The following is a 13,537-nucleotide window of genomic DNA, read 5'->3' on the forward strand; positions in this document are numbered from 1 at the left end:
CCGCCTCCGGGATGTCAGGGTGGTGCCGTGAGCAGCGCCGCGGCACCGTCCGCCCCCCGTCCGTCCCGTGCCGTCACTCCCTTCGGGCCGGCCGACGTGCGGCTGACCGACGGGCCCTTCGCGGCGGCGCAGCGCACCGCCCGGACCTACCTGCTCGGTCTCGACACCGACAGGCTGCTCGCGCCCTTCCGCCGGGAGGCGGGCCTGCCGTCGCGCGCCGAGCCGTACGGCTCGTGGGAGTCGATCGGGCTCGACGGGCACATCGGGGGGCACGCGCTGTCCGCGGCGGCGCTGCAGTGGGCGGCGACCGCTGACGAGCGCGCCGCGGCGATGGCCCGCCGCCTCGTCGACGGGCTCGTGGAGTGCCAGGACGCGCTCGGCACCGGGTACGTCGGGGGCGTGCCCCGCGGCGTCGCGCTGTGGGAGTCCGTGGCGTCGGGCGGCGCCGAGGCCGGCACGTTCGACCTCGGGGGCGCCTGGGTGCCGTGGTACAACGTCCACAAGACCTACGCGGGGTTGGTCGACGCCGCCCGGTACGCACCGGCCGACGTCGCCGCGCGCGCCCGGGGTGCCGCGGTCCGGCTCGGGGACTGGGGCGTCGCGCTCTGCGAGCGGCTCGACGACGCCGCCTTCGCGCGCATGCTGCGCACCGAGTTCGGCGGCATGTGCGAGGCGTACGGCGACCTCGCCGAGCTGACGGGTGACCCGCGCTACGCGACGCTCGCCCGGCGGTTCGCCGACGAGACCCTGCTCGCGCCGCTGCGCGACGGCCGCGACGCGCTCGACGGCCTGCACGCCAACACGCAGGTCGCCAAGGTCGTCGGCTGGCCCGCGATCGGCGAGACCGACGCCGCGGCGGCCTTCGTCGACGCCGTCCTGACCCGCCGCACGCTCGTGTTCGGCGGGAACTCGGTCTCCGAGCACTTCACGCCCGACGCCGCGGCGCACGTCACGCACCGCGAGGGCCCCGAGTCCTGCAACACCGCGAACATGCTGGAGGTCGAGCGGCGCCTCTACGCGCTCACCGGCGACGTCGGGCTCCTGGACGCAGCCGAGCGCCAGCTCGTCAACCACGTGCTGTCCGCGCAGCACCCCGACGGCGGGTTCGTGTACTTCACCCCGGCGCGACCCGGGCACTACCGCGTGTACTCGACGCGGGACGCCTGCATGTGGTGCTGCGTCGGCACGGCCCTGGAGACGTACGCGCGGCTCGGTGAGCTCGCGTACGCGCACACCGGTGGCGACCTGCTGGTGAACCTGCCGGTGCCCTCGACGCTGCACTGGGCGCAGCGCGGCGTCCGGGCGCGCCTGGCCTCGACGTACCCGACGGCGGCGCCCGTGACCGACGTCGCGCTCACCGTGGACGTCGACGCCCCGACGGAGCTCGCCGTCCACGTGCGGCGCCCGGCCTGGGCCCTCGAGCGCGTGGAGCTCGCCGTCGACGGCGTGCCCGTGCCGCCGGTGGTCGAGCGCGAGGGCTACGCGACCGTGCGCCGGGCGTGGCGCGGCGGGGAGACGGTGACGTGGCGGCTCGTCGCCGGGCCCGCGGCCGAGCGGCTGCCGGGCGACGACGGCTGGGTCGCCCTGCGCTGGGGCCCGGTCGCGCTCGCGGCACGCGGCGACGCGGACGACCTGGTGGGCCTGCGCGCCGACGACGCGCGCATGGGTCACGTCGCGCACGGCCCGCTGCGCCCGCTGGCGGCCACGCCCGTGCTCGTCGGCGCGGACGCGGACCTGGCGGCGGCGCTGCGCCCGGCGGACGACGGCACGTTCGTCCTCGACCGCGGTGACGGCGAGACGCTGGTGCTCGAACCGCTGCACACGCTGCACGACGCGCGGTACACGCTGTACTTCCCGGCGGTCCCCGACGCCCACGCCGTCGCCGGGCGGCGCGCCGCGCTCGCGGCCGTCGACGACGAGCAGCTGGGCCTGGCCGCCCGCACCGTCGACGCGGTCGCGTGCGGCGAGCAGCAGCCCGAGACCGACCACCGCTACACCGGCGCCGACACCTGGACGGGCGCGGCCGACGGCCGGCACTGGCGGGCGACCCGCGACCGCTTCTCCTACCGGCTCGCGGACCCGCAGGCCCGCGGCGCGGTGCTGCGCGTGACGTACCTGGCCGACCGCGGGCACGCCCGGGTCGTCGTCGACGGCACGGAGGTGGGTGTCGTCGAGGTCACGCAGCCGGCGCCGGGTCTCCGCGTGCTGGACCTGCCCGTGCCGCCCGGTCACCACGAGGTCTCCCTCGTCGCCGGACCGACCGGCGTCCCGACGCCCCCGGTCGTCGCCGTCCACCTCCTGACGGACCCCGCCTGATCCGCCCGCAGGGGTGCGGGCCCGTGCCGACCGTCGTCGGCGTGACCCCGCGGGTCCGCCTCTGCCGGAGGCGTGAGCGCCTGCCACCGGACGTCGCGCCGCCTCGCAGGCCCGCGACTTCGCGCGCAGACTGGGGCACGACCCGCACCCGCTCGACGGTCCTGGCGGCCTCACATGTCTGATGACGACGGCACCATCCCGGTCAACGGCGTCGATGCCGCGTCCGGCGGTTACGTGGCCGACCCGCCCTCGGTGAGCGCGATCGCCTCGCTCGCGCTCGACGGGCCCGTGCCTGCGCCGGACGCCGCGCAGGCGCGTGCGCGCGTACGCGACCGGTCCGAGGCGGTGCTCGGGGTGCGCGAGGGCGTCGACCCGCACGACCTCGCCCAGGCGGGCTGGGGGGTCGTCCTCGCCCCCGACCTCGACCCCGCCGTCGTCGAGGCGCTGCGGCCGCTGCTCGAGCTGCGGCGCGAGCAGGCCACGGCGGTCGACGAGCGCCGCTACCGCGAGCTGCACGTGCGGCCCGGGGAGTCCAAGGGTGAGCTGCTCGCGCGCCACGGCGTGGGCCCGGGTCCCGCGGATCCCGAGCGCGTCCCGTACTACCTGCTGCTCGTGGGGAGCCCTCGGTCCATCCCGTTCCGCCTCCAGCAGCAGCTCGCGGTCACCTACGCGGTGGGGCGGCTGGACCTGCGCACCCCCGCGGACCACGGCCGGTACGCGCGCGCGGCCGTCGACGCGGAGACGTCCGCCCCGGCCGGTCGCCCGACCGCGCACCTGTTCGCGACGCATCACCCCGACGACCCTGCGACCGAGCTGAGCACCGAGGCGCTGGTCGGGCCGCTCGAGCAGCAGCTCGGCTCGCGCCTGCCCGCCTGGGAGGTCACCGTCCACGGCGGTGAGGCCGCCACGGCGCCGACCCTGCGAGGGCTGCTCGGGGCGTCGACGCCGCCGAGACTGCTCGTGACGGCGACGCACGGTGTGGGTTTCCCACCCGGCGACCCACGACGGGTCGGCCACCAGGGTGCGCTCCTCTGCCATGGCTGGCCCGGGCCGCGGGCAGGCGCCCCGGTCGCACGGGAGCACTACGTGACCGCCGAGGACCTCGCCGACGACGACGACCTGAGCGGAACGGTCGCGTTCCACGTCGCGTGCTACGGCGCCGGGTCCCCGACGACCGGACGGGACGCGTCGTTCAGCGCCGCGCTCGTCCAACGCATGCTGTCGCTGCCGCGGGGGCCCGCGCTCGCGGTCGTGGGGCACGTCGACAGGGCCTGGGGCTGGTCGTTCGAGTGGCCGGCGGCCGGGCCCCAGATCGAAGCCGTCGCCAGCAGCCTGCTGGCGGTCTGCGCGGGCCGGCCCGTCGGGCACGCTCTCGACCACCTCCACCACCGGTACGCCGAGCTCGCCACCGAGCTCGTCGACCTGCTCGGGTCGAGACGCGAGGGCAGACGCGTCAGCGACGCGGCCATCGCCCACGCGTGGACGGCCATGACCGACGCCCGCGACTACGCCCTGCACGGGGACCCCGCGGTGCGTCTGCGAGCCCCCGCGTATCAGGACGGTGCCGGTCACGCTCCTCCCTGACGTCGAGGGACCACGGAGGACCGTATGACCACGGAGTACGCCGAGCTGGAGATCGGGCTGCACCACCGCGACGACGCGAGCTGGGCCGTCGAGCTGCGGTTCGACCAGCCCGGCTCGGACGTGGAGGTCCTGCTGCAGGACCGCGCCGTCATCACCGACCTCGACCTGCGCAAGCTGCGGGAGCTCGAGGACCAGCCCGACGAGTACGGCCGCGCGCTCGGGCAGGCCGTCTTCGGGACGGCGGCCGTGCGCGACGCGTACGGCCAGGCGTACGCGGCGGCGCTGCACCACCGCCGCCGCCTGCGGGTCCGGTTCTTCATCGGTCAGAGCGCCCCGGAGCTGCACGCCCTGCGGTGGGAGACCCTCGCGGACCCGGCGGACGGGTCCCGCCTGACGACCGACGAGAACGTCCTCTTCTCGCGCTACCTCAACAGCTTCGACTGGCGGCGGTCCGCCGGCCCGGCGTCGTGGACCACGCTGCGCGCCCTCGTCCTCGTCGCCGACCCCCACGACCTGGCGGACTGGGACGTCGGGCGCCCGCTCGCACGCGTCGACGTGGCCGGCGAGATCGCGCGTGCCCGCGCCGCGCTCGGCGAGATCACCGTCACCGCGCTTCCCGGGGCCGGGCCCCCCACCGTGTCCGGCCTCGTCGAGGAGCTGCGCGCCGGCGTGGACGTGCTGTACCTCGTGTGCCACGGCTACCGCTCGGGCGGCGCCGCCCGTCTGCTCCTCGAGTCCGAGGACGGCACCGCCGACAGCGTCGACGCGTCCGAGCTCGTCGAACGCATCCGCGACCTGCCCCAGCCACCGCGTCTCGTCGTGCTGGCCTCGTGCCAGAGCGCCGGCCCCGGCGTGCACCGCCACTCCGACGACGGCGGGGTCCTGGCCTGCCTGGGCCCGCAGCTCGCTCAGGCAGGTGTGCCGGCGGTGCTCGCGATGCAGGGCGACGTGTCGTTGGCGACCGTCGAGACGTTCATGCCCGTCTTCTTCCGTGCGCTGCGGGTCGACGGCCAGATCGACCGGGCCATGGCCGTCGCCCGTGGTGAGGTCCGGGACCGGGCCGACTGGTGGGTCCCGACGCTCTTCATGCGGATCACGAGCGGACGCCTGTGGTACTCGCACGGACCCGCCGACGAGGGTCCGTTCGAGCAGTGGGTCTCGCTGCTCGACCAGGTCGCGCGCAACAAGTGCACCCCCCTGCTGGGCCCCGGCCTCAGTGACTCCCTCCTCGGGGTCCGTCGGGACATGGCCGGGGCGCTGTCGCGCACGTACCGCTTCCCGCTCGCGCCCCACCGCGCCGAGGAGATGCCCCACGTCGCGCAGTACCTGTCGGTGGTGCACAACCCGGACTTCCCTCGCAGCACGCTGCTGAAGTGGCTGAGCCACTCGATCATCGGCCGGTACGGGACGCAGCTCCCGGACCATCTCGCGAGCAGGAGGTTCGACCAGGTCGACGAGGCCGATCTCGCGCGCCGGGTCAACGACCAGATCTGCGCGGCGTGGCGGCTCCGGCACCAGGCGGACCGCGACGACCCCGTCGCGGCGCTCGCACGCGTGCCGTTCCCGGTGTACGTCACGACGCAGATGTCCGACCTCCTGTCCGACGCGCTGCGCGACGCCGGACGCGCGCCGGTCGTCGAGCTGTGCCGCTGGCGCGACGACACCGAGGACGACCCGATCGACTGGCCACCGTCGATCTTCGACACGGAGCCCGACTACGAGCCGACACGTGAGCGTCCCCTCGTCTTCCACCTCTTCGGGCACCTGAGCGTGCCGGAGTCCGTGGTGCTCACCGAGGACGACTACTTCGACTTCCTCATCGGCGTCAGCGCCGACGCCCGGGCCATCCGGATCCCCGAGGTCGTGCGGGCCACCCTGACCAACTGCGGGCTGCTCCTCCTGGGCTTCCGCCCCGACGAGTGGGACTTCCGTGTGCTCTTCCGCAGCATCATGCAGCTGCCTGGTGCCAAGCGGCGCCGCAAGTACACGAACGTCTCCGTGCAGATCGACCCGGAGGAGGGCAACGCGACCCAGGCGCAGAAGGCGCGCAAGTACCTGGAGAAGTACTTCGGCGAGAGCAAGATGACGGTCTTCTGGGGCAGCCCCGACGACTTCCTGCGCGACCTCGGCCGGCTCTGGGACCACCGCGCGGCCCAGGAGCCGACATGACGACCACCGCACCGCGCAGCGAGACCGCGCGGCCGTCCCCGCTCGCCAACCCGTTCGTCGGTCCGCAGTCCATCCCCCACGGAGCCCCGATCTACGGGCGGACCCGTGAGACCACGACGCTGCTCAACCTGCTGGTCGCGGAGCGGATCGTGCTGCTGTACTCCCCGTCGGGCGCCGGCAAGACGTCCCTCGTCAACGCGGCGCTGCGCCCTGCCCTCGTCGAGGACGACTTCGAGGTGCTGCCCGTCGCGAGCGTCCGGCACGAGCCCGGTGACGGCGACCGCACGGGCCGCAACCGGTACGCCTTGAGCATCATGAGCTCGCTCGAGCAGCGACTGCCGGTGGACCAGCAGCTGGCACCCGCCGACCTCGCGGCGCTCACCCTGCACCAGTACCTGACGACGCGCACCGACCTGGACGACCAGCCCGGGAACGAGGTCCTCGTCGTCGACCACTTCGAGGACGCGCTGCGCGTGGACCCCTTCGACCTCGACGCCAAGCGGGCGTTCTTCGCCGAGCTCGGCGAGGCCCTCGCCGACCGGCGGCTGTGGGCCCTGTTCGTGATGCGCGAGGACTACCTCGCGAGCCTCGACCCGTACCTGCGGTTGATCCCCCTGCACTTCCAGGCGCAGTTCCGTCTCGACCTGCTGCGACCCGACAGCGCCCGGCAGGCCATCGTGCGGCCGATCGAGGCCGCCGGTGCCCACATCGACGACGACGCCGTCACCCGGCTGCTCGGGGACCTGCGCCGGGTGAACGTGCTGCAGGGCGACGAGGTCCGGGCGACCGAGGGGCCGTACGTCGAGCCGGTCCAGCTGCAGGTCGCGTGCCACCGCCTGTGGCAGAACCTGGAACCCGGGCAGGACCGCATCAGGGTGAGCGACGTCGAGGCCACCGGCGACGTCGACTCCGCGCTGCGGACCTACTACCGGGAGTCCGTGGCCCGGGTGTCCGAGGAGACCGGCGTGCCCGAGCGCATGGTGCGCGAGTGGTTCGAGCACGACCTCGTCACCCCCCACGGCCTGCGCACGCAGGTGACCACAGGGCCGGGCGGGACGGACCTGCTGAACCGGATGATCGCCACCCACCTGCTGCGGGCGGAGGAACGGCACGGCACCATCTGGTACGAGCTGTCCCACGACCGTCTCGTCGGTCCCGTGTCCGTCGACAACGAGCAGTGGGCGGGGGAGAACCTCAGCGCGTTCGAACGGGACGCGCAGCTCTGGGACGCCCAGCACCGACCCGACGGCCTCCTGCTGTCCGACGACGCCCTCGCGGCCGAGGAACGGGCGGTCGACGAGGGCCGGGCGCGGCACAACGCGGTCGAGCAGGCGTTCTTCGCGCGGAGCGTCGACGCCCGCAGCGCTCGGGAGCACGAGCGGCGCTCGGTCCGTCGCACGCGCCGCGCCCTCGTCGTCGCCGTCGCCGCGCTGGTCGTCGCCGTCGCCGGCGGTGCGGCGGCCGGCCTGCTGGGGGCGACCGCGGCCGACAGGAACCGTGAGCTGGCGGCCAGCCTGATCGCCGCCGAGGGACAGCGGCTGGTCCAGGCCGACCCGGAGGCCGCGCTCATGCTGGCCACCGAGTCCCTGCGTGGTGGCGGCGGGCTGACGCCTCCGGTGCGCGACCTGATCGCCGCGGCCGTCGTCGCCGGCCCCGTGGCGGGGCAGACGCTGGGTCCGAAGGGCATGGTCACCACGAGCCTCGGGACGAGCCTCGACGGTCGCTGGACGGTCATCGGCGTCGCGCCCCCGACGGAGACGGACACGTCGACCGACGGCGACATCCAGGTGCTCGTCCTCGAGACCGCGACCGGGGACACCCTCGACGGTGTCGAGGTGCCGGCCGTCCCGTCCTCCGTCGGCGTGTCCGACGACGGGCAGGTCACCTGGGTCGACGAGACCGGGGACGTGTGGTGGTGGGACCGGGAGGCAGGTGCCGCGCCACGCACGGTCGACCTCGCACCGACCGGCCCCGCGTCGACCGACCTCTACCCGTACTCCGTCATCCCGGCGCCCGACGGGTCGAGCCTCGGGATCACGTCCGACGAGGTGGACGACGAGGGGGTGTGGACGCAGCAGATCGCCCGCTTCACCCCGGACGGGACGCCGATCGGCGACCCGTACCCCCTCGCCGGGGACGGCAACAGCACGTGGTCGTGGGACGGCGACCTGTGGGTCACGAGTGCTCCGGGAGGTGTCACGCTCGGGAGGTTCAGCGACAGCTCGTTCGCGCCCCTCCCGATCCCCCCGCCCGTCGCCGACACGTTCACGGTGGAGACCTCGCGCGACGGCAGCCGCGTGCTGGCGTTCGACGACACCGGCCGGGTGCTCCTGTGGGACGCCGCGACGCGGGACCTGGTGTGGGACTGGGCCGCATCGGCGAGCATCGCGACCGTCAGCGCCGACGGCTCCCTGCTGGCCGTACGCCGGCAGCACGAGGGCCTCGAGGTCTACGACGTCGCGACCCGCGCGCTGGTCGGCGGGCTCACCCTCTCCGGCCGTGAGACAGCCAGCTCGCTCTGGTTCCTCCCGGACGACCGGCTGGCCGTCACCGGCCTGTCCGGCCGCGCCACGATCCACGACTGGCGCTCGGAGGGCCGGGTGCTGCAGCCACCGGTCGGTGTCGCGGCGACGTCCGACCGCATCGCTGTCAGCCGTGCGGACGGGACGAGCATCTGGAGCGCCGACGGCAGGCTGACCGCTCGCCTCCCCACCAGCAAGGGCACGAGCGGCGTCGCGTTCCTCGACGACGAGGTCGTCGTCGTCACCCGTGACCCGGTCGGTGAGACCGGAGCCGCGATCGAGTTCTGGTCGGTCGACGACGGGGCGGGGGTGCTGCAGGAGACGGTGGACCTGCCCGGCATGGCGGGCGTCGACGCGGTCGCGACGACCGGTGACGGCCAGGCTCTGGCGGTGGCCTACGAGTCTACCGTCGACGTCGTCGCGCCCCAGAGCTGCACGCTCGACGCGGAGACGGGTGACGTCATCGCGCTGGACTTCACCGAGCAGGGCACCCTGGTCGTCTCGCGAAACGATGGCGTCACGGAGTACGACGTGACCTCACCGCAGTGCCTCGAGATCGCCGAGCCGGCGTCCGCGCCTGACTGGGACATCCACGACACGGCGGTCGATCCTGCCTCGGGCACGCTGGCGGTCGTCGACCTGTGGGGAGGCGTCCGGCTCCACGTCGGTGGGTTCGAGCAGGAGGTGATCGCCCCGGCACCTCCCGGCGCCACCGTCGCGGAGACCGCGCTCCTCCCCGGTGGCGACTCCCTCGTGCTCATGTACGGCGACGGGTCGGTCAGCGTCTACGACGTGACGCGACGCGAGCTGTCCCCGCTGCGCGTGGAACCAGGGACCGTCACGCACCTCGAGACCGCGCAGGACACCCTGGTCATGGCGATCGAAGGCCGGGCCGCCCCCGTGACGATCCCCCTGACGGACGAGTCGCTCCGCGAGCTGGCCCGGGAGCGCCCCGACCACGCCCTCACCGACGTCGAGTGCGTCCACCTGCTCGGCGACCTGTGTCGCCGCTGACCGGAAGGCAGACCGCCATGCCACGGACCGACCGCCCCGCCTACCCGCTCGCCGAGGTGCTCTGGCAGCTCGGCGAGGAGCTGCGTGCCGTCGCGGCCCGCAGCGAGGAGCACGAGCGCGCACCCGTCGTGGAGGTCACGACGGCGAGCGCGCGGCTGACGGTCACCGTGACCCGCGACGCCAAGGGCGGACTGTCGTTCGGCGTCCTGGGCGTCGGGGCCGACCTCGGCGTCGGCGGCTCACGCGAGACGACGACCGAGCTGACCGTCGACCTGAAGGTCGCCCAGCTGCCGGGGGCCGACGCCGCGCCACGGTCCGCCGTCTCGTTCTCGCCGCCCGTGTCCCGCTGGTGACCGGTCCCGCCGGGTGCGCCTACCCGCCGGCCGCGGGCGGGAGGACCGCGTCGCCCACCGCGACCAGGCGGGAGCGCAGCGCGTTCGACCGTGCGGCGGTGTCCCGCTGGCGGCGGACGTACTCGGCCTTGCCCTCGGCGGTCTCGATCGCCACCGGTTCCAGCCCGTACGACGTGACGTCGTAAGGGCTGGCCTGCATGTCTGTCGTCCGGATCTCGCGCGCGAGGTCGAAGCAGTCGAGCAGCAGGCCGCCGGGGACGAGGGGGCCGAGCTTGAGCGCCCACTTGTACAGGTCCATGTTCGCGTGCAGGCAGCCGGGCTGCTCCATCGCCGCCTGCGTCGCGCGCGTCGGCGTCAGGGTGTTGCGCCCCACCGCCTCGGGGGTGAAGAACCGGAACGCGTCGACGTGCGTGCACCGGATGCGGTGGGACTCGACGACGGCGTCGGTGCCGGCCTCGCCCAGCCGCAGCGGCAGCGCGTGGCGGTGGTCGCCCGCGGGCTCGCGGTAGACCATCGCCCACTCGTGCAGCCCGAAGCAGCCGGTGGCCGCGGGCCGCGAGGCGGTCGCGGCGAGCAGCTCGACGACGAACCGCACGGCGTCCCCGCGTGCGGCCAGGAACGCGTCGACGTCGAGGCGCACGGTGCCGTCGCCGTCCGTGCGGTACCACCGCCAGGCCGCGTGCGGGGCCGGCCCGTCCGGGCCGGGGGCCAGCGCGACGCCCGCACCCGGGTGCCAGCGGCGCAGCTGCGCGGGGGAGGCCGGGTAGTACTCGAACAGGAAGTCCTCGACGACGTGCTTCTCGTGCCGGGACCGCCGCGCGCGGTGCCCGGCGGTCGCCGCGTCGGCGCGCTCGGCGTGGGCGGCGGCACGCGCGGTCCACGTGGCCGCGTCGAGCACGGTCGAGGCGGAGGCGGTCGCGGTCACCGTTCCAGGGTAGGTCGCCGGTCGCCGCCCGGAACGCCATGCCCCGGCGGCCCGCGTCAGCGGGCGGCGCGGGTGCGGTTGCCGGGCCCCGCGGGCACGTCCCCGCTGTCGATCGCACCGCACGTGACGGGTCAGGCGCCTCATGCCTCCGCGGTGAGGCCGACCGGCCGCACCGACTCCACACCGGCGCGGTCACGGTCGGGGTCGCTCACCCCCGGGGAGGTCGCCAGCGGTTGCCGGCTCGGCGCCCAGCCTGCAGGGTGGCGCCGTGCGTGAGCTGCTGCGGTCCCTGCCCGCCCTGTCCGGGACGGCGCCGGCGTTCGACCCGGACGCGGTGCCGGACGACCCGCTCGCGCTCTTCGCCGACTGGTTCACCACCGCCGTCGAGCGGGGAGTGCCCGAGCCGCACGCGGCCACGCTCGCGACCGCCGACGTCGCCGGGCAGCCGTCGGCCCGGGTCCTGCTGCTCAAGGACGTCGGCCCGCGGGGGTTCGCCTTCGCGACCGACGCCCGCAGCGCCAAGGTCGCCGACCTCGAGGTCAACCCGCAGGCGGCGCTGAACTTCTGGTGGCAGGGGGTGATCCGGCAGGTCCGCGTCACCGGCAGCGCCCGCTACCTGGGGGAGGAGGCGTCGGCGGTCGACTTCCTCGCGCGCTCGCCGGCGTCCCGCGCCGCCGCCGCTGCCGCGGTGCCCCCGGGGCAAGGGCTGGCCTCCGTGACCGACCTGCGCGACGCGATGACCCGCTCGCGCACCCGCGTCGAGGAGGACCCGGCGTTCGTGCTGCCGACGTGGCAGGCGTGGCTCGTCGTCCCGGACGTCGTCGAGTTCTGGCAGGGCTGCGCCGACCGCGCGCACGTCCGCCTCGTGTACCGCAGCACCGGCCAGGGCTGGGTGCACCGCCTGGTGGCGCCGTGACCGGACGCGCACCCGCGCGCCGGGCCGGTGCTAGGGTCGCCCGCATGACCACGGCCCCGAGCACCGCGCTCGCTGCCGCGTGTCGTCGCTGTCGCTGTCGCTGAGGACCACCTCGCCCAGCCGGACCCTCTCGGTCCCCCCCCGGCCGCACCGCGGTCGCCCCCGGCCGCTTCCCGCGTCGCCACCTCCCTCCGGTCCCGACCGTCGCGTCGACAGCCCCGGCGCACCCGCCCGAAAGGTCCTCCCATGCTCCGTACGTCCCGTCGCCTGCTCGTCCTGCCCGTCACCCTGGCCGTCGGTGCGCTCGCGGCGTGCTCCTCGGGCGGTTCCGCACCGGACGCCTCGGGCGGCGCGGAGGGCGGTGTGCTGCGCGTCGGCACCGAGGGCACGTACTCGCCGTTCAGCTTCCACGACGCCGACGGTGACCTCACGGGCTACGACGTCGAGGTGGTCACCGCCGTCGCCGACGAGCTCGGGCTCGACGTCGAGTTCTCCGAGACCACGTGGGACTCGATCTTCGCGGGCCTGGAGGCGGAGCGGTACGACGTCATCGCCAACCAGGTCACGGTCAACGACGAGCGTCGCGCGAAGTACGACTTCAGCGAGCCGTACACCGTGTCGACCGGCGTCGCCGTCGTCGCGGCCGACAACGACGCCGTCACCTCGCTCGCCGACGTCGCGGGTCTCACGGCCGCGCAGTCCGCGACGTCCAACTGGTCGCAGATCGCGACGGACGCCGGTGCGAAGGTCGAGGGCGTCGAAGGGCTGACACAGGCGGTCGCGCTGCTGCAGCAGGGACGCGTCGACGTGACGTTCAACGACGACCTGGCCGTGCTCGACTACCTCCAGCAGTCCGGCGACGAGTCGGTGAGGATCGCCTTCGAGACCGGCGACACCGTCGAGCAGGCGTTCGCGCTGCGCAAGGACTCGGAGCTGACCGCGCAGGTCGACGAGGCGCTCGCGACGCTCCGCGCGGACGGCACGCTCGCGCAGATCTCGGAGAAGTGGTTCGGCGAGGACGTCTCGCAGTGAGCACGTCGCGGCCGGTGGGGCCCGCGTGAACGGGGACACCTGGGACCTCGTCGTCTCGTCGATCGGGCCGCTGCTGTCGGGCGCGATCCGCGGGACGATCCCGCTGACGCTGATCTCGTTCGTCCTGGGGCTGGCGCTGGCGCTGGTCGTCGCGCTGGCCCGGCTGTCGCGCCACCGCGTGGTGTCGGGGATCGCCCGGGTCTACATCTCCCTGATCCGCGGCACCCCGCTGCTGGTGCAGCTGTTCATCATCTTCTACGCGCTGCCCTCGCTCGGCCTGGTCATCGACCCGTTCCCGTCGGCGGTCGTCGCGTTCTCGCTGAACGTGGGCGGGTACGCGGCCGAGACGATCCGCGCCGCCATCCTGTCCGTGCCCAAGGGGCAGTGGGAGGCGGCGGCGACCGTCGGGCTGGACCACCGGCTGACCCTGCAGCGCGTCGTCCTGCCGCAGGCGGTGCGCGTCGCGGTCCCGCCGCTGTCCAACACCTTCATCTCGCTGGTCAAGGACACCTCGCTGGCCTCGACGATCATGGTCACCGAGCTGCTGCGCAAGGCGCAGGAGATCGCGGCACCGACGTACGAGTTCATGACGCTGTACTCGCTGGCCGCGGTGATCTACTGGTTGATCTGCCTGGTGCTGTCCACGGCGCAGTCCCGGCTGGAGCGGCGCCTCGACCGGTTCGTGGCGCACTGACGTGGGAGACGC

Annotated in this window: 9 protein-coding genes; 8 read left to right on the plus strand and 1 reads right to left on the minus strand. The window is 74.5% G+C overall.

Annotated features, from left to right (window positions below; genetic code table 11):
- The first annotated feature begins 27 nt into the window (after positions 1-27).
- The 5 genes from NP075_RS06020 to NP075_RS06040 all read left to right on the plus strand — a co-directional run bounded on the left by NP075_RS06020 (position 28) and on the right by NP075_RS06040 (position 9,958).
- Positions 28-2,316: a beta-L-arabinofuranosidase domain-containing protein gene (locus NP075_RS06020; RefSeq protein WP_227564555.1), complete on the plus strand. Its 2,289-nt coding sequence runs from the start codon at positions 28-30 to the stop codon at positions 2,314-2,316.
- Between the two features lie 174 nt (positions 2,317-2,490).
- Complete coding sequence (locus NP075_RS06025; RefSeq protein ID WP_227564554.1) at positions 2,491-3,900, plus strand: hypothetical protein; 1,410 nt, start codon at positions 2,491-2,493, stop codon at positions 3,898-3,900.
- 24 nt (positions 3,901-3,924) lie between these two features.
- Complete coding sequence (locus NP075_RS06030; protein WP_227564553.1) at positions 3,925-6,069, plus strand: CHAT domain-containing protein; 2,145 nt, start codon at positions 3,925-3,927, stop codon at positions 6,067-6,069.
- Positions 6,066-9,605 carry an NACHT and WD repeat domain-containing protein gene (locus NP075_RS06035; RefSeq protein ID WP_227564552.1) on the plus strand — a complete coding sequence of 1,180 codons (3,540 nt, stop codon included), beginning with the start codon at positions 6,066-6,068 and terminating at the stop codon, positions 9,603-9,605. The genes NP075_RS06030 and NP075_RS06035 overlap by 4 nt, the downstream gene beginning before the upstream one ends.
- Before the next feature lie 17 nt (positions 9,606-9,622).
- Positions 9,623-9,958, plus strand: coding sequence for a trypco2 family protein (locus tag NP075_RS06040; RefSeq protein WP_227564551.1), 336 nt, complete (start codon positions 9,623-9,625; stop codon positions 9,956-9,958).
- A 19-nt stretch (positions 9,959-9,977) separates the two neighbouring features.
- Here the strand turns inward: NP075_RS06040 and NP075_RS06045 are convergent, their stop codons facing one another.
- Positions 9,978-10,883 (minus strand): 3-methyladenine DNA glycosylase, encoded by a 906-nt coding sequence (locus tag NP075_RS06045; RefSeq protein ID WP_227564550.1) that lies wholly within the window; start codon positions 10,881-10,883, stop codon positions 9,978-9,980.
- A gap of 268 nt (positions 10,884-11,151) precedes the next feature.
- Here NP075_RS06045 and NP075_RS06050 point away from each other — a divergent pair, with 268 nt between their 5' ends.
- From NP075_RS06050 to NP075_RS06060, 3 genes are all read left to right on the plus strand, one after another.
- Entirely contained in the window at positions 11,152-11,799 is a 648-nt protein-coding gene (locus NP075_RS06050; RefSeq protein ID WP_227564549.1) for a pyridoxine/pyridoxamine 5'-phosphate oxidase, read from the plus strand.
- Positions 11,800-12,045: 246 nt separating this feature from the next.
- The gene (locus tag NP075_RS06055; RefSeq protein ID WP_227564548.1) at positions 12,046-12,831 is read left to right on the plus strand and encodes an amino acid ABC transporter substrate-binding protein; all 786 of its coding nucleotides are present in this window, start codon (positions 12,046-12,048) and stop codon (positions 12,829-12,831) included.
- 25 nt (positions 12,832-12,856) lie between these two features.
- Positions 12,857-13,525: an amino acid ABC transporter permease gene (locus tag NP075_RS06060; protein WP_227564547.1), complete on the plus strand. Its 669-nt coding sequence runs from the start codon at positions 12,857-12,859 to the stop codon at positions 13,523-13,525.
- Positions 13,526-13,537 lie beyond the last annotated feature (12 nt).

Origin of the sequence: Cellulomonas wangsupingiae (genome assembly GCF_024508275.1) — a bacterium.
GTDB lineage: Bacteria > Actinomycetota > Actinomycetes > Actinomycetales > Cellulomonadaceae > Cellulomonas > Cellulomonas wangsupingiae.